This window comes from Streptomyces sp. ISL-98 (assembly GCF_018614055.1).
In the GTDB taxonomy this organism is placed as follows: Bacteria; Actinomycetota; Actinomycetes; order Streptomycetales; family Streptomycetaceae; genus Streptomyces; species Streptomyces spiramyceticus.
Genome location: NZ_JAGGPB010000071.1, coordinates 14,770 through 32,989 on the forward strand (window position 1 = coordinate 14,770; position 18,220 = coordinate 32,989).

Consider the following 18,220-nt stretch of genomic DNA (forward strand, 5'->3'; position numbering starts at 1 on the left):
AGCGTGCCTCAGCCCGTGGCGGCTCGCAGGAGTGCGGCCAGCTCGTCGTTCATGCTCCGGGCCAGCCGGTCCAGGTCGGGCACCGCCTTGGCGTCGGCGACGAGGCCGACGTGCACCTGCCCGCCGTACGTCGACAGGGCGACGGCCAGGGACTGGCCGCGGGCCAGCGGCGCCATCGGGTAGATCTCCCGCAGCGGGCTGCCGCCCAGCGAGAGCGTCGAGCGGGGCAGCGGCACACTCGTGACGAGGACGTCGAAGAGCAACCGGGCCGCACTGCCCGCGATCGGGGCGCCGAAACGGTGTGCGAGCGGCGGGAGTTGATCGGCGAGTACGGCGACCGCTCCGGCGCCGCGCCCCGGCCCCTGGGCCTTGTTGCGGTCCATGGCGGCACGGACCGAGGTGAGCCGCGCCCAGACGTCGGGCTCGGAAACGGGCAGCCCGAGGAGGTAGGCGGAGAGTTTGTTGCCGGAGCCCGCCGGGCTGCCGGGCCGGCGCCGCGACACCGGCACCAGGGCACGCGGGTCCGCTCCGGGCAGCGGCTCGCCGCGCTCCAGCATCCAGCGGCGCAGGGCGCCCGCGACGACGGCGAGCAGCACGTCGTTGGCCGTGCCTCCCGCCACCCTGCGGATCTTGAGTACGTCATCGAGGCCGAGCACGGCGGTGCCGAGCCTCCGCGTTCCGCTGGAGCCGGCCGCGAGGGCGCCGGCTCCCCACAGGTCGAGCCTGCTGGCCCGGAGCACGTCCGCGCCGATGCCGACGGCCCGGCCCACCTCCTCGATACGGTCGCGGGCGAAGCCGACGACCTGGCGCGGGCCCGCCAGCCAGGACCGCGGCGGCACGCTGCGCTCGCGGCGGGCGCCGGCGGCGCGTGCGCCCGCGATCTGGTCGAAGATTCCGGCGCCGATGGCGACGGCGCGCATGCCGTCGGCCAGGGCGTGGTGAAGCTTGACGAGGACGGCGAAGGGGCCGGGGGCGGTGCCGCTCGTGAGGACGTACATCTCCCAGGGCGGCAGGCCGCGTTCGAGCGGCCGTTCCATCAGTTCCCCGGCGATGTGGGTGGCGTGGGCCGCGAAGTCGCCGTCGGGGAGCCGGATCTGCCGGACGTGGCGGCGTACGTCGAAGTCCTTGGCCGTGGACCAGGCCGCGCCGCCCACAGGCAGCAGGACGTCGCGTACGCGCATTTTCAGCCGGGGAATCGCGGCGGCGCGCTCGGCGAGGAGCGCGGCGACCGCGTCGGCATCGGCGTCGGCATGGCCGTCGAAGAGGGCGAGCGCGCCGAGGTGCATCGGGTGCTCGGTGGATTCGAGGTGCCAGAACGCCAGGTCAAGAGGTGCCAGAAGCTCGGTGCTCAAGGAGCCCTCACGTCATTGGAGGCGAGTGGGAGTTGGAGGCGAGTGGGAGAGCGCAGTCAATCCCGAACGATCGGTTACGGTCAAGTACGTCCCCAACACACACCGTTACCGAACGGTACGGTCAGGTCTGCTCAGTGCCGGTCAGGCACCACGAACTCGCACCAGACGCACTTGCCGCTCCCCCGCGAGTCCACGCCCCACACATCCGCCAGCCGGTCGACCAGCATCAGCCCCCGCCCCGAGACACCGGCCTCCCCCGCCTCCCGGCGCCGCGGCAGAACACTGGAGCGGTCGTCCACCTCGATGCGCAGCCTGCGCTGCGCCCCGGCCAGCACCCGGGCCGTGACGACGGCTCCGCCGTCCGTGTGCAGCAGCGCGTTGGTCATCAGCTCGTCGGCGGTCAGCTCGATCTCGTCCGAACGCTCCCGGGCGCCCCAGGCCCGTACCGCCGCCCGGATCATGTGCCGCGCGGAGCTCAGCGCCTCGGGATCGTTCTGCGCGACATGCTGCTGGAGGCGCCCGCCGGTCTGTGGCAGGTCCGCACCCTTGCGGCGCAGGAGCAGCAGCGCCACGTCGTCCTCGCCGCCCCGCTCGTCGACGACCTCGCAGAGCTTGTCGGCGAGCTGCTGGAGGTCGCGCGGCCCGGTGCGGACCATGGCGGACAGCATCTGCATGCCGTCGTCGAGATCGGCGCCCGGCTGCTCCACCAGGCCGTCGGTGCACAGCAGCAGGGTCTGGCCCGGGTCGAGTTCGATGGTGGTGACGGGGTATTCGAGCTGCCCGAACTCGGCGGAGAGGCCGAGCGGCATGCCGCCCTCGGCGGGCAGCCTGCGGCAGCTGCCGTCGGCGAGCCTCAGCAGAGGGTCGATGTGCCCGGCGCGGACGAGCTGGACGACGCCGGTGCTCAGGTCTGCCTCGGCGTACGTACAGGTGGCGAAGCGTTCGGTGTCCAGCTCGTCCAGGAACACCGAGGCGCGGGCCATGACGGTGGCGGGGGTGTGCCCCTCGGCGGCGTACGCCCGCAGCACGATGCGCAGCTGCCCCATGACGGCGGCGGCGTGCGTGTCATGGCCCTGTACGTCCCCGATGACCGCGCCGACCCGGCCGCCGGGCAGCGGGATGACGTCGTACCAGTCACCGCCGATGTCACGGCCGAGGCGGGCGGAGCGGTAGCGGACCGCGATCTGCGCCCCGGGGACGGCGGGGATACGGCGCGGCAGCATCGCCTGCTGCAGCCCGGCCGCCAGGTCCTTGTCCTGCTCGAAGAGCATGGCCCGCTGGATGCTCTGCGCGATGCTGCTGCCGAGGGCGATCAGCACATTACGCTCGTCGGCGGTGAAGCCCGTCCTGTCGCTGTAGAGGAGGCCGATCGCGCCGATGGGACGGGCCTGGGCGATCAGCGGCAGGTAGGCGGCGGAGGTAATGCCGAGGCCCGTGATGTGCGGCCACAGGATCGGGTAGGAGCCGGCGAAGTCCTCCGCCGACTCGATGAAGCGGGGCCTGAGAGTACGGACCACCTCGCTCATCGGGTACTGCTCGTCGATCCGGGTGTAGCGGGTGCCCGGCACGAAGGAGCCGTAGGGGCCGTCGGCGACAAGATGGATGCGGCCCGCCTCGACCAGGCCCACCACCAGACTGGTGGCGCCGAGGTTCTCCAGGCCCTGGGAGTCGTTGAGTACGTCGATGACGTCCTGCACGGTGCGCGCGTGCGCGAGGGCGGCCGTGGTGCCCTGCACGACGCTCGTCCTGCGGCGGCGGTCCGCGTCCTGTTCGACGCGGGCGGTCGAGTCGGCAAGCTCCTGGGTGGCGTCACGGACGATGCCGATGATGCGGCGCGGGCGGCCGCTGGTGTCACGGCCGATGGAGCCCTGTGTGTGGCTCCATCGGAGACCTCCCTCGCGGGTGCGTATGCGGAAGTAGGCGCCGTACGTGGAACTGCCGTTCTTGAGCGCCTCGGCGACGAGCGCGTCGAGCCGGGCACCCTCGCTCGGCGGCACACGTGACGCGAGGTCCTCCGGACGGCCGCTGTATTCGTCGTGAGCCATGTCGAACACATCGAGAGCGGCCTCGTCCATGTACAGCAGTCCGCTGTCCAGATCCCAGTCGAAACAGCCCATGCGATTGAGGGCCATGCTCAGATCCGGGTGGGCGGGCCAGTCGTCCGGAAGCGAAAGGGAGCTCACTTCCCGATCAACCATGCTGCCACCTTGCCATCATTTGCCCGATTCCTCGACCGGATCGGAGCCGTTCAGGACGCACCGTCACCCCCCGGCGGCGGAGGCAGCACGTCGTTCGAGGGCGGGGGCGGGCTCGGCGCGTCGGATGTCCTGTCCTGGCGGCAGTCGTCGCCCGCCTTGCGCTCGATCCAGGTGTTACTGACGACGTCCACAATGATCAGGACATCCATCGGCTGCGTCACGGGCTTGACGACCGCGACCCGGTCGGGCCGGTATCCCGCCCACGGCTGCCCCTGGGAATCCCGCACCCCACCCTGACCTGGATGGCCGCGACCCACGGCCTGGGAAACGCCCTCGGCTTCGCACTCTGCGCGGTGCTGGCCTGGCGACGACTCGAGGAGACAACAGCAGCATGAGCACCCTCAACTACCCAGAGGTCGGCGGCACCCGCCAGAGCGTTCTGCCCGCCGGGTACAACCACCTCCACCACCGCACCCGGGTCGGCACCGGCCGCCGCGCCTTCGAAACGGCGGGTACGGCAGTGACCACCTGGCGACTGCACCGCGATTCGGGCGTACGGGTGCGTGCCGACGCGGTACGGGCCGAGCCCGGCGCGGCCGTCGAGTGCGCGATCGGCGTGGGGCCGCTGCGGGTCACGGCGCCGTGCGAGGTGGTCTGGACGGCGTACGAGACGGACAGGACGGGGTTCGCGTACGGGACGACCGGAGGGCATCCGGAGTGCGGCGAGGAGTCGTTCGTCGTCGAGCTGGCGGACGACGGGACGGTGTGGTTCACGGTCACCGCGTTCAGCCGGGCGGGGCGGTGGTACACGCGGCTCGCGGGGCCGATCATGCCGGTGCTTCAACACTGGTACGCGCGACGGCTGGGCGCGACGCTGCGGCGGATCGCGGCGGGGTAGGGGGTGCGGGCGGCTGCCTGGGAACAAGCCCGCCGCAGGCGCCCCCACCCCCGCGCCCCGATACTGGAGGCAATGGAGTGGTTCACCGCACCCGACTACTGGCTGAGCCGCCTGGTCTTCCAGCGGGCTCTCGCCGCCGTATACCTCGTCGCCTTCCTCGGTGCAGCCCTCCAGTTCCGCGCGCTCATCGGCGCCAACGGCATCCTGCCCGTGCCCGCCCACCTCCAGCGCGTGCCGTGGCGCGCTGCGCCCACACTCTTCCGCCTCCACTACTCCGACCGCTTCTTCGCCGCCTGCGCCTGGACGGGCTGCCTCCTCGCGGCCGCGCTCGTCGCGGGCGCGGCCGATCAACTGCCGCTGTGGACCGCGATGCTGATGTGGGCGGCGCTGTGGGGGCTGTACCTGTCCATCGTCAATGTCGGGCAGACCTGGTACGGCTTCGGCTGGGAGTCCCTGCTCCTGGAGGCCGGATTCCTCGCCGTCCTCCTCGGCAACGAGCGCACCGCCCCACCCGTACTGGTGCTGTGGCTGATCCGCTGGCTGCTCTTCCGCGTCGAGTTCGGCGCCGGGCTGATCAAATGGCGGGGCGACCGCTGCTGGCGGGACCTGACCTGCCTTTACTACCACCACGAAACCCAGCCGATGCCGGGCCCGCTGAGCTGGTTCTTCCACCATCTGCCCAAGCTCTTCCACCGGACCGAGGTCGCCGCCAACCACGTGGCCCAACTCCTCGTCCCGGTCGTCCTCTTCACTCCTCAGCCGGTCGCGAGCGTGGCAGCCTGCCTGATCGTCGTGACGCAGCTGTGGCTGGTCCTGTCCGGCAATTTCGCCTGGCTGAACTGGCTGACGATCGTCCTCGCCCTGTCCGCGATCGACGGCTCCTTCATCGCCGATCCGCCCGCCCTTCCCGATTCCCCGCTCTGGTACGAAGTGCTGGTCATCGCCGTCACAGCACTGCTGCTCGGGCTGAGTTACCGGCCCGCCCGCAATCTGCTCTCACGGCACCAGGCCATGAACCGCTCGTACGATCCGCTCCATCTGGTCAATACGTACGGCGCATTCGGCAGCATCAGCCGCGTCCGCCACGAGATCGTCGTCGAAGGTACGGACGAACCCGTGGTCCACGCCGGAACGGTGTGGCGCGAGTACGGCTTCAAGGGCAAGCCGGGCGATCCGCTGCGGCTGCCGCGCCAGTTCGCGCCGTACCATCTGCGGCTCGACTGGATGATGTGGTTCGCGGCGCTCTCTCCGGCGTACGCCCACTCGTGGTTCGGCCCGTTCGTCGAACGGCTGCTGACGGGTGATCCGGCGACGCTGCGGCTGCTGCGCGACAACCCCTTCCCCGACGCCCCGCCGACCCACGTCCGGGCCCGCGTCTACCGGTACCGCTACACGACGTGGGACGAACTGCGGACCACGCACGCCTGGTGGCACCGCACGCTCGTACGCGACTTCCTGCCCCCGGTGGCTCTCGCCGGGAGGGTGGTCAAGTAACTCTGCTTATTGTAGTTTCCGTCGCGTGAAGCCGCGCGCGGAATTGGGGTGCCCATGACGGCCGGAGCCTTCGTTGCGGCCACCGGTGACGGGCCGGAGCCCGCCGTGCCTGCCCGGGAGCGGGCCGCCGAGGTGCGGGTGGCGTTCGAGGGGCTGCTGCAGATCCGGCGCCTGACAAACATGGAGGCCGACGTCCCCGAGGCGGTTCCGGCGGCCTGGGAGCTCAACCAGCCGGTGCGTTCCGTGGCCCTGGCTCTGGAGGCGGCGGGCATCGCGCCCTCCTCCGTCGACGCGGACGGGCGCAGGAGCGCGACCGGGTATCGCGTCGGGCCCGGCGAGCGGCCGGGGACGGCCCGGGTGGAGTGGCTCGGGCCACCGGGCGGGGGCGCGGCGCAGGAGGAACAGGACACGTTGACGGAGTGCGCGGCCGCGCTGGGGCGGGTCGGGTGGACGGCGCTGCTGTACCGGGGACCACGGCGGCGGCGCTTCCTTGAGGTCGAACCGGCGCGGACGCCCACGACAGGCACAGCTACGGAGGGGGACCACACCCATGGACGTTGAGATCGTCGGACGCGCCCTGTCGACCCTGCCCGGGGACGACGACCATCCGTACCGTACGGGCCCATGGAAGCCACAGACCACCGAGTGGCGGGCGGACGACCTGGAGGTGACGGGCGAGATCCCCGCCGACCTCGACGGCATCTACCTCCGCAACACCGAGAACCCGGTCCACCCCGCCCTGAAGCTTTACCACCCGTTCGACGGTGACGGCATGATCCATGTCGTCGGTTTCCGCGACGGCAAGGCCTTCTATCGCAACCGTTTCGTGCGCACCGACGGCTTCCTCGCCGAGCAGGAGGCGGGCGAGGCGCTGTGGGCCGGTATCGCTGAGCGGCCCGCGCTGTCGAAGCGCGAGGACGGCTGGGGCGCCCGCACCCGCATGAAGGACGCGTCCTCCACCGACATCGTCGTCCACGCGGGCCAGGCGCTCAGCAGCTTCTGGCAGTGCGGCGACCTCTATCGCCTCGACCCGCTCACTCTGGAAACGGTCGGCAAGTCGCCCTGGGCGCCCGACTGGGGCGTATCCGCACACACCAAGGTCGACGACCGCACCGACGAGCTGCTGTTCTTCTCGTACGCGACCGAGGCGCCGTACCTGCGGTACGGCGTCGTGGGCCCGGACAACCGGCTCAAGCACCTCACCGACATCCCGCTGCCGGGCCCGCGCCTCCCCCACGACATGGCGTTCACCGAGAACTACGCGATCCTCAACGACTTCCCGCTCTTCTGGGACCCGGAGCTGATCGCGCAGGGCAAGTACGCCTCCCGTTTCCACCCGGACATGCCGAGCCGCTTCGGTGTGGTGCCGCGACTGGGGAGCGAGGTGCGGTGGTTCGAGGCGGAGCCGACGTATGTCCTGCACTTCACCAACGCCTACGAGGACGGCGACGAGATCGTCCTCGACGGCTTCAGGCAGGGCCGCCCCGAGCCGCCCGACCCGCGCGGCGAGGGCGTCTACCAGCGGATGTTCCGCTTCCTGGCGCTGGAGCGGATGGAGACGACGCTGCACCGCTGGCGGTTCGACCTGCGGACGGGGCAGGTGAAGGAGGAACGGCTGAGTGAGCGCTACACCGAGTTCGGCACGATCAGCCCGGACCGGGCGGCCCGTCCGTACCGCTATGCGTACGCCGCGACGCAGAAGCCCGGGTGGTTTCTGATGGACGGCATCGTCAAGCACGATCTGCACACCGGGAGGGAGGAGCAGTACGCGTACGGCGACGGGGTTTTCGGCAGCGAGACGGCGATGGTCCCGCGCGCGAACAGCACCGCCGAGGACGACGGCTACCTCGTTACGCTCACCACCGACATGAACGCCGACCGCTCCGAGTGCCTGGTCTTCGACGCCGCACGCCCGGCCGACGGTCCTCTCGCCCGGATACGGCTGCCCGAGCGGATCTCCAGCGGTACGCATGCGGCCTGGGCGCCCGGTTCCGCGCTTCCGGGCTGGTACGAGGCCTGACAGTGAACGACGCAGCGACGCAGGCGCCGGCCCCGACCCCGCTTCCCGAAGGCGGGCCGAACGCCATCGCCGTCACATTCGGCCTGCTGGGCGACGAGTGGGCGCTGCTGATCCTGCGGTACGCCCATCAGGGCGTACGCCGCTACCAGGACTGGCGGGGTCTGCTGCCCATCTCCGATGCCGTGCTCGCGGCCCGCCTGGCCCGGCTGACCGAGGAGCGGCTCCTCGACCGTGTCGCGTACCAGGACCGGCCGGTGCGGTACGAGTACCGGCTCACCCGGCGCGGCCGGGAAATCTGGCCGGTTCTCGTCGCCGTCCGGGGCTGGGAGTGCCGCTGGGCGGGTGACCATGGGGAGCCGCCGGCAGGGATGCGGCACCGTACCTGCGGCCGGCCCATGGAGCCGGTCATGGTCTGCGACGGGTGCGGTGACCCCGTACAGCCGCGCGACATCGGCAGCACGCTCGGCCCGAGCGGTGACGACGGCCGGTCCATCCCCTCGGCGGCGACCCGCAGGCGCAGCGCGGCGGTCCTGCCGGAGGGGGCGGCGGGCCTGCTCCCCGAGACGGTGGCGCTGATCGGCAACCGCTGGTCGGTGGCGCTGCTCGGGGCGGCGTTCCTGGGTGCACGGCGCTTCGGCGAGTTCCAGCAGCGTCTGGGGGCGCCGCCGACGATGGTGGCCGACCGGCTGAGGACGTTCTGCGCACTGGGTGTGCTGAGGGCCGAGGGAGCGGCGTACCGGCTGACACCCAAGGGGCGGGCGTTCTTTCCCGTCGTGATGACGCTCATCGGGTGGGGTCAGCGATGGTACGAGGCGCCGGAGGGGCCCGCGCTGGTGTCCGTACACCGGGGGTGCGGGCGGGAGTTCGGGCCGCGGCTGGCCTGCGGGGAGTGCGGTGGGCGGCTTGCCGAGCGGGACGTGCTGGTGGAGGCGGCGCGGCAGCCGGTGTGACGGAGGCGCCCGGCGACGCACGTGCCGGGTCCCCCGGCCCGCCTCACGGCGGTGCCCGGGGGACCCGGTCTCACGCGTTTCGCTCGGTTTCGCCCGGCGGTCCCGCTCAGTCGATACCCGGCAGAATGTGCGGCTCGGCCAGGTCGTCTTCGTAACCGGCCAGTCTGATCGGGGCGGACCGGGACCAGACTTCGAGGCTGCCGAGCTCGTCGGGCCGACGGCGTCGGGGCTCACCGGCCTGTTCGCCACGTTCGTATCGCTTGTCCTGCTTTGTCATCTCTGGCGTCACCGCGCACTCCTTTGTGTCGCGTAACCCGTCGGACGAGTCGCCGCGGCCTTGGCCGGCGGGCGACCGGCACCCAACGGGTCCGGAATATTAGGGCAGTTCGGTCGCGGTGGCGCCGTTTACTCACACTGGAGTGGCCTTGGTTGGGCTGTCCGTGACCAACAGAGTACCCATATGAGCGGGGTTCCGCTCGATGGATTCCGTCACATTTCGGCCTTCGGCCCTTCGTGCCCCGTTCAGCCGGAAGCCAGGGCCCACGTGATCTGCTCGGAGGCACAGATGCTCACGCTTCGGGGAGGAACGGGATGGAGCTGCGCAGCGTCGAGGAATTGATGGCTCTGCTGCATGCCTGCCGGGGCGCCTGGGACGCGCCCGACCGCAGCGGCGATCCGGTCGATCTGCACGATCACGCACTCCAGACGGCGCATTTGCTGCGTCGCTCGCACCCCAGCGACAAGGAGCTCCAGCTGGCGGGGCTCGTCCATGACCTGGGGCATCTGCTCCAGCCGGGTGACGACGCGGGTCACGCCGACCGGGCGGCGGACGCGGTACGCCCGCTGCTCGGCGAGCGGGTCGCCCGGCTCGTACAGCTCCATGTGCCGGCGAAGCGTTATCTGGCGGCGGAGGAACCGGGGCGCCCGCTGTCGGCGCAGAGCGCGCTGACGCTCGGGCTGCAGGGCGGGGCGATGACGCCCGACGAGGCGGCGGCATTCGCGCGCGATCCGCTGGCGGACGATGCGGTGACGCTGCGTCAGGCGGACGACGAGGGGAAGGTCGTCGGGCTCGATGCGGGGGTGATGGAGGACTGGCGGCCGGTGCTGGAGATGGTGGCGGCGGGGCGTATATCGGGTGCGTGAGGGTGTACGTGACGCGCCGTCACGTGCGAACGCGAGCCGCTGCGCGGGGCTGTTCCCCTACCCGCCCCTTCCCGAACTGGGGGCAAGCCCCCAGTTTGAGGAGCGGGGTCCGGGGCGGACCCACCCGCGCGCGGCAGCAGCCGCAAAATGTCACAGCGGGAAGGGGCGGGGTGGGGAAAGAAAAGCCACCCGCCACGCCCCGCCCGCCTACCAGTTCGCCGGGGCGTAGTCCTTCAGGAAGACGCCGAACAGGTCCTCGCCGTTCTCCTCGCCCCGCACGATCGGGTCGTAGACCCGCGCCGCACCGTCGACCAGGTCGAGAGGCGCGTGGAAGCCCTCCTCGGCGAGCCGCATCTTGTCGGGGTGCGGGCGCTCGTCCGTGATCCAGCCGGTGTCGACGGCGGTCATCAGGATGCCGTCCTTCTCGAACATCTCCTGGCCGCTGGTGCGCGTCAGCATGTTCAGCGCGGCCTTCGCCATGTTCGTGTGCGGGTGCCCCGCGCCCTTGTAACCGCGGCTGAAGACACCCTCCATCGCGGACACGTTCACGACGTACTTCCGCTGCGCGGACGACGCGGTCATCGCCGCGCGCAGGCGGCTGATCAGGATGAACGGCGCGGTCGAGTTGCACAGCTGCACTTCGAGCAGCTCGACCGGGTCGACCTCCGAGACCGTCTGGATCCAGCTGTTGGTGTCGTGCAGGTCGGGGACCAGACCGCCGGCGTCGATTGCCGTGCCGGCCTCGATCCGGGCGAGCGACGCGGATCCCGAGACCAGAGCCAGCTCCGTCACGTCCTGCGCGGTGAGGCCGTCCTCGCTGCGGGCGGCCGGCAGCGCGGCCACGCGGTCCACGGTGCCGCTGCCGAAGGTACCGATGACCTGCGCCGGCGGCAGCTCGCCGGCGGGCAGCGGCGCGGACTCGGCGGCGACCAGCTCGCTGTACGCGCCCGGGGAGCGGCGTACCGTCTGCGCGGCGTTGTTGATCAGGATGTCGAGCGGACCCTCGGCAGCGACCGAGTCGGCCAGCGCGACGACCTGCGCCGGGTCGCGCAGGTCGATGCCGACGATCTTGAGGCGGCCGATCCACTCGTCGCTGTCCGGCATCGCCTTGAAGCGGCGGATCGCGTCGTTCGGGAAGCGCGTGGTGATGGTGGTGTGTGCACCGTCGCGCAGCAGCCGCAGCGCGATGTACATGCCGATCTTGGCCCGGCCGCCGGTGAGCAGCGCGCGCTTGCCGGTGAGGTCCGTGCGGGCGTCACGGCGGGCGCGGTTCTCGGCGGCGCACTTCTGGCACAGCTGGTGGTAGAAGGCGTCGACCTCGACGTACCGGGTCTTGCAGATGTAGCAGGAGCGGGGGCGCTGGAGTATGCCCGCGATCTCTGCGGTGGCCCTGGAGGACGGCAGGACGCCCTGCGTCTCGTCGTCGATGCGCTCGGCCGAGCCGGTGGCGGTGGCGTGCGTGACGGCCCTGTCGTGGGCGGTCTTCGCGGCCCGGCGCTCCTGGCGGCGGCGCTGCTTCACGGTCCGGTAGATGCCGGCGGTGGCGCGGCGTACCGCGATGGCGTCGGGGTGGTCGACGTCCAGCTTGTCGAGCTCGTCGAGCACGCTCAGGCAGACGGCCATCCGCTCCGGGTCGATGCCGGGGCCGAAGGCCGGGCTGTCCGGGCTGTCTGGGCTCTCGCCGTACGCCGGACTGTCCTCTGTCACCGTCATCGCCGCTGTTGTCCTCGTGTCGCTCGTGCTGTGAAGTACCACAATCGAAGTACCAAAATCCGAACTTTACGTTTTGACGGGCTCCGACGACAAACGCGACAGCGGACCGAGTGACTCAGCTCACGGGAGCGCGGTCGAATACGCAGTCGCCGCAGAGCCCTCCCGACGGGCACCGGTAGTAGAGACAGCAGCTGCGGCGCCGGAACGCCGCGCCTTCGAGGGTGCCGGTGGTGCACAGATCGGGGTGGCGGAAGAGCTCCGCGGCCAGTTCCAGTGCCCGCTCCCCCACCTCCGGGCACCCGTTCTTCCTCGCCCAGGTGTGCAGCTCGCGGGCGGCGCCGGCCAGGGCGGAGCCTGCGTTGCCCCAGAGCAGTGGGCGCGAGATCCGGCAGTCCCGGACGAGTGCGTCGGCCAGCGGCACGAGATGGCCGTACTGGACCACCTCACGGATCCGGTCGGCGGTCGCGGGCAAGGTGCGCGGTGCGGCGAGCCACAGGTCGTCGGGCGAGCTCCGGTCGGCGTCCCAGCGCAGGTCACCGGGCGGGAGGGCGGGGAACTCGCCGTACAGCGCGGCCGGGCCCAGGGCGATGGACCACAGCCGGGCGGCCAGCCCGAGGTGCGCGATGGAAGCGGCGACGCGGCGCTCGGGGGCGTTCAGCCGCGCCGCGACCTTGTCGACACGGAAGGCCAGGCCCGGCGCGTCGCCCGCGTAGATCCGCGCGAGCGGGACATGCTCGCCGCCCTCGGGCTCCTCGGTCCGCAGCGCGAAAAACCCGCCCACGGAGGCCACTGCTGCCAGGTCCACTTAACGCCCCCTTCATCCGCTTCACCTGCTGTCGCGTCCGGTTCACCGTAGTGGGGAGCAGTCGGGAGGCGCGGTCTCCACCTCTGGTAGGCGGTTACAGCGCCAGGAGGAGGACCTCGGGCGTACTCACGTACTACGTCGGCAGTACCTCCGAATGCCTGCTGAGGGACGACGACTTGAACGCCGCGCCGAGAGATCGTGTAGTCCATGAGTGCTCTTGCGCTGTCCGTGCTGCTGGCGCTGGTCTCCGCCGTCGCCTACGCGGCCGGGGCCATCGTCCAGGAGCGCGTCGCCTCCACGACACCGCACCGCCCGTACGCCCCGCTGCGCCACGGCGCCTGGTGGGCCGCCGTGGCGCTGAACGGCCTGGGCGCACTGCTGCACGTGGGGGCGCTGGCGTACGGGCCGCTGAGTCTGGTCCAGCCACTCGGCGCCCTGACCATCGTCTTCGCGCTGCCGATGGCTGCGGTATTCGTCCGCCGCAAGGCGGGTGCCGCTGCCTGGCGCGGCGCGATCATGGCGTCGGCGGGGCTCGCGGGGCTGCTGTCGCTGACCGGCACGGCCGACGCGCAGTCGCTGGCCGGGGGCGAGCGGCTGGCGGTGGCGCTGGTGACGTTCGGCGGGGTGGCGGCGGTGTTCCTGGCGGCGCAGCGGGTGCACCGTGCGGTCGTACGCAGCATTCTGCTGGCCACGGCCGCGGGCGCCGCTTTCGGCATCGCCTCGGTGTTCACCAAGACCGTGGCCGTGGACTGGACTTCGACCGGCGGGCCGGCCGGACAGTTGCCGAGCCTCCTGACCATCGCGGGGCTCGCCGCCGCCGGGCTGCTGCTCTCCCAGGCGTCGTACCGCGGCGCCGGTCTGGCCGCCCCGCTGGCGACGGTCACCGTCGTCAATCCGGTGGTGGCCGCCGCCGTGGGCATCACCCTGTTCGGCGAGCACTTCCGGTACGGCGCGACGGGCACCGCGCTGGCACTGGGATGCGGTGTCGTCGCTGCGGGCGGCCTGATTCTCCTCACGACGGAGCGGCTCGGCGCGCACGCGGACCGGCGGCGGACGCTGCCCGCCGTACCGACCCAGGAGCCCGCGCCGCCGCGGCGGACTCAGACGGTGACGCCGCCCGCCCTGAGGTAGGCCAGCGGGTCGATGTCCGAGCCGTAGCCGGGTCCCGTGCGCACCTCGAAGTGGAGGTGGGGACCCGTGCTGTTGCCGGTGGACCCCGAGCGGCCGATGCGCTGCCCGCCGCCCACCTTCTGGCCCTCGCGCACGGTGAGCGCCGAGAGGTGCGCGTACTGGCTGTACTTGCCGTCGGAGTGCTGGACGACGACCTCGTAGCCGTACGCCCCGCCCCAGCCGGCCGAGACGACCCGGCCCGGAGCGACGGACTTCACGGCGGTGCCGGTGGGGACCGGGAAGTCGACGCCGGTGTGGTAGCCCTTGGCCCAGGAAGAACCGGCGGCGCGGTAGGGCGTGCTGGGGCCGGCGTCCACCGGGGCGGAGAGCCCCGACGACTTCTTGGCCGGCGGGGCGTGGGAGGCGCGCTCGGTGCCGGTCGCCTTGCGCGTTCCCTTGCCCGTACCTGTCCCTGTTCCCTTGCCGGAATCGGGTTTGGGCTTCTGGCCGCCGTGCAGGATCAGCCGCTGCCCGGGGTGGATCAGGTCGGGGTCGCTGCCGACGACCTTGCGGTTCGCCTCGTACAACCGCTGCCAGCCGCCCCTAACGTCCTCGGCGTCCGCGATGGTGGAGAGCGTGTCACCGCCCTCGACGGTGTACGTGCGGCCCTTCTTCGGGGTGTCGGTGGAGGGCGTGCGCGGCGCGGAGGCCTTCTTGGAACCGGTCTTCTTCTCGGTCGCGGTCTTGGCCTCGGGCTTGGTCTCAGCCTTGGTCTCCGGCTTGGGCGCACCGCCCTTCGGCCCGGTGCTGATGTCCGGCGCGTCGCCGCCGCGGGTCAGGCCCGCCCGTACGGAGCACAGCGGCCAGGCCGTCGGCCCCTGCCCCTTGAGTACCTTCTCGGCGACGGCGATCTGCTGGTCCTTGGTGGCCAGGTCGGCGCGCGGGGCATAGGCGGTGCCGCCGTACGCCTGCCAGGTGGACTGCTTGAACTGGAGACCGCCGTAATAGCCGTTGCCTGTGTTGATCTTCCAGTTGCTGGTCGATTCGCAGGCCGCGACCTTCTCCCAGACATCGACCGACGCGGCGTCGGCCGTTCCTGAGGCGACCAGTGGCAGGGCTATCCCGGCTCCGCCTGCCGTGACCGTCAGAGATGCACGGTTGATACGGCTCGGCTGGTACCGGCGGTGACGACCGGTTGCGGCCATGGCTCGGTTCCCCCCACTCACGCGTCGGACACGTCGCAATCGGCAAAAGTACGGGCAGCGCGCAGGCCATGACAAGAGCAAGTGCCAGGAACTCCCCCCGGCGCGCGGCGCATTGACGGGGACTCAGCCCGCGCCGTGCCGCCGAACGGGCCCCAATCGCGTCCACACGATTCCACCGGCGCGGAATGCGGAAGCTACGGGACGTCTTGAGTAACACCAGCACACAGCCACGTACAGGTACACACACGGACACGGACAGGCACACGCACACCCTCAGGAGCACACGCATGAGCGGTACAGCCCAGATCGGTGTAACGGGGCTCGCGGTGATGGGCCGCAATCTCGCCCGCAACTTCGCGCGCCATGGCTTCACAGTCGCGGTGCACAACCGCACGGCGTCCAGGACCCACGCCCTCGTCGAGGAATTCGGCAAGGAAGGCACGTTCGTTCCGGCCGACAGTGCCGAGGAGTTCGTGGCTTCCCTGGAGCGCCCCCGCCGCCTCGTCGTCATGGTGAAGGCGGGCGGGCCGACAGACTCGGTGATCCAGGAGTTCGCGTCGCTCCTTGAGCCGGGCGACGTCATCATCGACGGTGGCAACGCCCACTTCGAGGACACCAGGCGCCGCGAGAAGGAACTGCGGGAGCGCGGCATCCACTTCGTCGGTACGGGCATCTCGGGCGGCGAGGAGGGCGCGCTGCACGGCCCGAGCATCATGCCGGGCGGATCCGTCGAGTCGTACGGCTCACTGGGGCCGCTGCTGGAGAAGATCTCCGCGAAGGCGAAGGACGGCACTCCCTGCGTGGCCCACATCGGCCCTGACGGCGCGGGCCACTTCGTGAAGATGGTGCACAACGGCATCGAGTACGCCGACATGCAGCTGATCGCCGAGGCGTACCACCTGCTGCGCGCGGTCGCGGGCTACAGCCCCGGGAAGATCGCCGAGACCTTCCGCTCCTGGAACACCGGCCGCCTCGACTCGTATCTCATCGAGATCACCGCCGAAGTACTCGCCCACACCGACGCCGACACCGGGAAGCCCTTTGTCGACATCGTCGCCGACGAGGCCGAGCAGAAGGGCACGGGACGCTGGACCGTGCAGATCGCGCTCGACCTGGGCGTGCCGGTGTCGGGCATCGCCGAAGCCGTCTTCGCCCGTTCGCTGTCGGGGCACAAGGACCTGCGGAGGGCGTCGGGCGCGCTGCCCGGGCCCCGGTCGGAGCCGCTGGGCGACGCTGATGCGGCCGCCTTCGCCGACCAGGTCGAGCAGGCGCTCTACGCGTCCAAGATCGTGTCGTACACCCAGGGCTTCCACCAGATCCGGGCGGGCAGCGAGGCGTACGGCTGGAACATCGACCTCGGCGCGGTGGCTTCGATCTGGCGCGAGGGCTGCATCATCCGTGCCGCGTTCCTGGACCGGATCAGGGCCGCGTACGACGACCGGCCCGGCCTGCCGAGCCTGCTCGCCGACAAGGGCTTCACCGAGGAGATCGGTACGGCGCAGGACGACTGGCGCGCGGTGGTGGCGGCCGCCGCGCGGGGCGGGGTCCCGACGCCCGGCTTCTCGGCGGCGCTGGCGTACTACGACGCCGCTGCGGGCCGAACGGCTGCCCGCGGCCCTCACCCAGGGGCAGCGCGACTTCTTCGGGGCGCACACCTACCGGCGCACCGACCGCGAGGGTTCGTTCCACACTCTCTGGGGCGGTGACCGGTCAGAGGTGCGCGCCGACTGATCAGGACCGGTAAGGGCTGGTTAGGACTGGTTAGGACTGCTGCTCAGAGCGGCCCGATGGGCCCCGGCTGCGGCTCGGGGTCCGGAACGGGGCCGGGATCCGGGCCGGGTGACGGGGGCCTGGGGATGGGATCCGGGGAGGGTCCCGGTGGGACGGGGCCCGGGCCCGGGAGGGGGCCGGGATCCGGCCCCGGCGGGCCGGGCGGCGGTGGGGTCGGCACGGGCCCGGGGGGTACTGGACCTGGGACGGGGGGCTGGGTCATGGCTGACTCCCTGCCGGTGGTGAAACGGTCAGGACCACTCTCTCCCCGTGCGGTTGCCCCCGCCCGCCGGGCCCACACATGCCGCAGCGGATCCGGCGCTTCTATCGGAGGGCGACCGCCGCTGCGGCGCGCAGCCCCGGGACCGGGCTGGAGAGGACGGGAACAGCGGTACGGGTACGGGCGGCCGCGTCCGCCATGGAGGCCTGGGCCAGGACAACGACGTCGACCTCGTCGATCCCGTCGACCTCGTCAATCCCGGCGATCCCATCCACGGTCTCGGCCACGGCTTCCAGGTAGCCGTCCCGGTCACCGTCCTCGAAGTATTTCCACGCGCCTTCGGCCGGCACGGTGAGGATGTGCACCCGCCGTCCGGCCGCTTCCGCCTCTTCCCTGATCAGGTCGGCCGTCGGTGCCAGGGTGCTGTGCAGCGCCGCGACGACCGCGATACGGACCGGGTCGCGCCCAGGGGCCGCCGCCACCGCCGCCGCAGCCATCGGCCGGTCGACGCGCAGCACCGGGACGCCGGCCTGCGCGGCGTACGCCTCCGCCGTACCACCGATCGTGGAGCACGTGCAGAGCACGGCCGTCGCGCCGTCGGCGACGGCCTCGGCGAGCACCACGGCGATCTCGGGCCCCACCGCGCCGGGCCCGCCGGAGCGGGCCCGGGCCAGCAGTTCCTCGTACACCAGATGGCGCAGTTCGAGGCCGGGGTGTTCGCGGTCCCGCAGGGCGTCGAAGACCGGGACATGGACCGGGGAGGTGTGCAGCAGCGTGAGCATGACAGCGATGTTAGGACGCGGGCATGATCAGCGGGGCGGGCCGGAGGGGCCGAAGCCTCAGACCTGGACTGCCTCGGCAGGGGCGGCATGCGGGCTGCGCTGCGTATCGGTGCCGGGGACGGGCTCCGACGCATCGGCACCGAGGGCCACGATCCGGTTGTCGGCGTCGACGTGGACGACCCGCGGCTTCAGGGACCGCGCCTCGGCGTCGTCGACCTGGGCGTAGCTGATGAGAATCACCAGGTCGCCGGGGTGCACGAGGTGGGCGGCGGCGCCATTGATGCCGATGACGCCGGAGCCGCGCTCGCCCTCGATGGTGTACGTCTCCAGGCGGGCGCCATTGGTGATGTCGACGATGTGGACGAGCTCACCGGGCAGCAGATCGGCCGCCTCCAGGAGGTCGGCGTCGACTGTGACAGAGCCGACGTAGTGGAGGTCGGCCTCCGTCACGGTGGCACGGTGGATCTTGGACTTGAACATGGTACGCAACACTGAGGTGCTCCCGGTTATCAGCTCCCCGCCTGCCTTGCAGGTCAGGGCAATGCCGGTGAGTTAGCACG

Annotated in this window: 17 protein-coding genes and 1 pseudogene; 9 read left to right on the plus strand and 9 right to left on the minus strand. The window is 71.4% G+C overall.

The window, feature by feature from the left end; genetic code table 11:
- Positions 1–8: 8 nt before the first annotated feature.
- The 3 genes from J7I98_RS35670 to J7I98_RS35680 form a co-directional block, all read right to left on the minus strand.
- Positions 9–1,352 (minus strand): wax ester/triacylglycerol synthase family O-acyltransferase, encoded by a 1,344-nt coding sequence (locus J7I98_RS35670; RefSeq protein ID WP_214929220.1) that lies wholly within the window; start codon positions 1,350–1,352, stop codon positions 9–11.
- A 131-nt stretch (positions 1,353–1,483) separates the two neighbouring features.
- The gene (locus J7I98_RS35675; protein WP_214929221.1) at positions 1,484–3,550 is read right to left on the minus strand and encodes a SpoIIE family protein phosphatase; all 2,067 of its coding nucleotides are present in this window, start codon (positions 3,548–3,550) and stop codon (positions 1,484–1,486) included.
- Between the two features lie 50 nt (positions 3,551–3,600).
- Positions 3,601–3,867, minus strand: a complete 267-nt coding sequence (locus J7I98_RS35680) for a DUF6777 domain-containing protein (protein WP_308378048.1) — start codon at positions 3,865–3,867, stop codon at positions 3,601–3,603.
- 74 nt (positions 3,868–3,941) lie between these two features.
- Between J7I98_RS35680 and J7I98_RS35690 the strand changes: the two genes are divergently transcribed.
- The 5 genes from J7I98_RS35690 to J7I98_RS35710 all read left to right on the plus strand — a co-directional run bounded on the left by J7I98_RS35690 (position 3,942) and on the right by J7I98_RS35710 (position 8,912).
- Entirely contained in the window at positions 3,942–4,448 is a 507-nt protein-coding gene (locus J7I98_RS35690; RefSeq protein ID WP_214929223.1) for a DUF1990 family protein, read from the plus strand.
- A 72-nt stretch (positions 4,449–4,520) separates the two neighbouring features.
- The gene (locus J7I98_RS35695) at positions 4,521–5,942 is read left to right on the plus strand and encodes a lipase maturation factor family protein (protein ID WP_214929224.1); all 1,422 of its coding nucleotides are present in this window, start codon (positions 4,521–4,523) and stop codon (positions 5,940–5,942) included.
- A gap of 54 nt (positions 5,943–5,996) precedes the next feature.
- The gene (locus J7I98_RS35700; RefSeq protein ID WP_214929225.1) at positions 5,997–6,503 is read left to right on the plus strand and encodes a hypothetical protein; all 507 of its coding nucleotides are present in this window, start codon (positions 5,997–5,999) and stop codon (positions 6,501–6,503) included.
- A complete protein-coding gene (locus J7I98_RS35705) occupies positions 6,493–7,962 on the plus strand; it encodes a carotenoid oxygenase family protein (RefSeq protein ID WP_214929226.1) in 1,470 nt (489 codons plus the stop codon). The genes J7I98_RS35700 and J7I98_RS35705 overlap by 11 nt, the downstream gene beginning before the upstream one ends.
- 2 nt (positions 7,963–7,964) lie before the next feature.
- Complete coding sequence (locus tag J7I98_RS35710; RefSeq protein WP_214929227.1) at positions 7,965–8,912, plus strand: helix-turn-helix domain-containing protein; 948 nt, start codon at positions 7,965–7,967, stop codon at positions 8,910–8,912.
- A gap of 106 nt (positions 8,913–9,018) precedes the next feature.
- Here the strand turns inward: J7I98_RS35710 and J7I98_RS35715 are convergent, their stop codons facing one another.
- Positions 9,019–9,201 carry a hypothetical protein gene (locus J7I98_RS35715; protein WP_214929235.1) on the minus strand — a complete coding sequence of 61 codons (183 nt, stop codon included), beginning with the start codon at positions 9,199–9,201 and terminating at the stop codon, positions 9,019–9,021.
- Between the two features lie 302 nt (positions 9,202–9,503).
- On the opposite strand from J7I98_RS35715, the gene J7I98_RS35720 reads away from it, so the two are divergent.
- Positions 9,504–10,055 carry an inositol oxygenase family protein gene (locus J7I98_RS35720; RefSeq protein ID WP_214929228.1) on the plus strand — a complete coding sequence of 184 codons (552 nt, stop codon included), beginning with the start codon at positions 9,504–9,506 and terminating at the stop codon, positions 10,053–10,055.
- A 207-nt stretch (positions 10,056–10,262) separates the two neighbouring features.
- Here J7I98_RS35720 and J7I98_RS35725 read toward each other — a convergent pair whose 3' ends face one another.
- Both J7I98_RS35725 and J7I98_RS35730 read right to left on the minus strand, forming a co-directional pair.
- Positions 10,263–11,768: an SDR family NAD(P)-dependent oxidoreductase gene (locus J7I98_RS35725; protein ID WP_214929229.1), complete on the minus strand. Its 1,506-nt coding sequence runs from the start codon at positions 11,766–11,768 to the stop codon at positions 10,263–10,265.
- A gap of 115 nt (positions 11,769–11,883) precedes the next feature.
- Positions 11,884–12,573 carry a (2Fe-2S)-binding protein gene (locus J7I98_RS35730; protein WP_214929230.1) on the minus strand — a complete coding sequence of 230 codons (690 nt, stop codon included), beginning with the start codon at positions 12,571–12,573 and terminating at the stop codon, positions 11,884–11,886.
- 207 nt (positions 12,574–12,780) lie between these two features.
- On the opposite strand from J7I98_RS35730, the gene J7I98_RS35735 reads away from it, so the two are divergent.
- On the plus strand, positions 12,781–13,704 hold the full coding sequence (locus tag J7I98_RS35735) for a DMT family transporter (RefSeq protein WP_214929231.1): 924 nt from the start codon (positions 12,781–12,783) through the stop codon (positions 13,702–13,704).
- Here J7I98_RS35735 and J7I98_RS35740 read toward each other — a convergent pair.
- Positions 13,674–14,888 (minus strand): transglycosylase family protein, encoded by a 1,215-nt coding sequence (locus J7I98_RS35740; RefSeq protein WP_214929232.1) that lies wholly within the window; start codon positions 14,886–14,888, stop codon positions 13,674–13,676. The two genes, J7I98_RS35735 and J7I98_RS35740, sit on opposite strands and share 31 nt — an antisense overlap.
- Before the next feature lie 329 nt (positions 14,889–15,217).
- Between J7I98_RS35740 and gndA the strand changes: the two are divergent.
- Both gndA and J7I98_RS41735 read left to right on the plus strand, forming a co-directional pair.
- Positions 15,218–16,483 (plus strand): annotated as a pseudogene (gene gndA, locus J7I98_RS35745) (NADP-dependent phosphogluconate dehydrogenase); the annotation flags it as partial.
- Positions 16,484–16,493: 10 nt separating this feature from the next.
- The gene (locus J7I98_RS41735; protein ID WP_251021665.1) at positions 16,494–16,619 is read left to right on the plus strand and encodes a hypothetical protein; all 126 of its coding nucleotides are present in this window, start codon (positions 16,494–16,496) and stop codon (positions 16,617–16,619) included.
- A 363-nt stretch (positions 16,620–16,982) separates the two neighbouring features.
- On the opposite strand, the gene J7I98_RS35750 is transcribed toward J7I98_RS41735, so the two are convergent.
- Both J7I98_RS35750 and panD read right to left on the minus strand, forming a co-directional pair.
- On the minus strand, positions 16,983–17,660 hold the full coding sequence (locus J7I98_RS35750; RefSeq protein WP_214929233.1) for an arylsulfatase: 678 nt from the start codon (positions 17,658–17,660) through the stop codon (positions 16,983–16,985).
- Positions 17,661–17,717: 57 nt separating this feature from the next.
- Positions 17,718–18,152 carry an aspartate 1-decarboxylase gene (gene panD / locus J7I98_RS35755; RefSeq protein ID WP_214929234.1) on the minus strand — a complete coding sequence of 145 codons (435 nt, stop codon included), beginning with the start codon at positions 18,150–18,152 and terminating at the stop codon, positions 17,718–17,720.
- Positions 18,153–18,220: the final 68 nt, after the last annotated feature.

Excerpts from the sequence above, each read along its gene's own strand:
- J7I98_RS35675 (WP_214929221.1), bottom strand. The coding sequence starts at position 3,550 with ATGGTTGATCGGGAAGTGAGCTCCCTTTCGCTTCCGGACGACTGGCCC.
- J7I98_RS35690 (WP_214929223.1), top strand. The coding sequence starts at position 3,942 with ATGAGCACCCTCAACTACCCAGAGGTCGGCGGCACCCGCCAGAGCGTT.
- J7I98_RS35695 (WP_214929224.1), top strand. The coding sequence starts at position 4,521 with ATGGAGTGGTTCACCGCACCCGACTACTGGCTGAGCCGCCTGGTCTTC.
- J7I98_RS35700 (WP_214929225.1), top strand. The coding sequence starts at position 5,997 with ATGACGGCCGGAGCCTTCGTTGCGGCCACCGGTGACGGGCCGGAGCCC.
- J7I98_RS35705 (WP_214929226.1), top strand. The coding sequence starts at position 6,493 with ATGGACGTTGAGATCGTCGGACGCGCCCTGTCGACCCTGCCCGGGGAC.
- J7I98_RS35720 (WP_214929228.1), top strand. The coding sequence starts at position 9,504 with ATGGAGCTGCGCAGCGTCGAGGAATTGATGGCTCTGCTGCATGCCTGC.
- J7I98_RS35725 (WP_214929229.1), bottom strand. The coding sequence starts at position 11,768 with ATGACGGTGACAGAGGACAGTCCGGCGTACGGCGAGAGCCCAGACAGC.
- J7I98_RS35735 (WP_214929231.1), top strand. The coding sequence starts at position 12,781 with ATGAGTGCTCTTGCGCTGTCCGTGCTGCTGGCGCTGGTCTCCGCCGTC.
- J7I98_RS35740 (WP_214929232.1), bottom strand. The coding sequence starts at position 14,888 with ATGGCCGCAACCGGTCGTCACCGCCGGTACCAGCCGAGCCGTATCAAC.
- J7I98_RS35750 (WP_214929233.1), bottom strand. The coding sequence starts at position 17,660 with ATGCTCACGCTGCTGCACACCTCCCCGGTCCATGTCCCGGTCTTCGAC.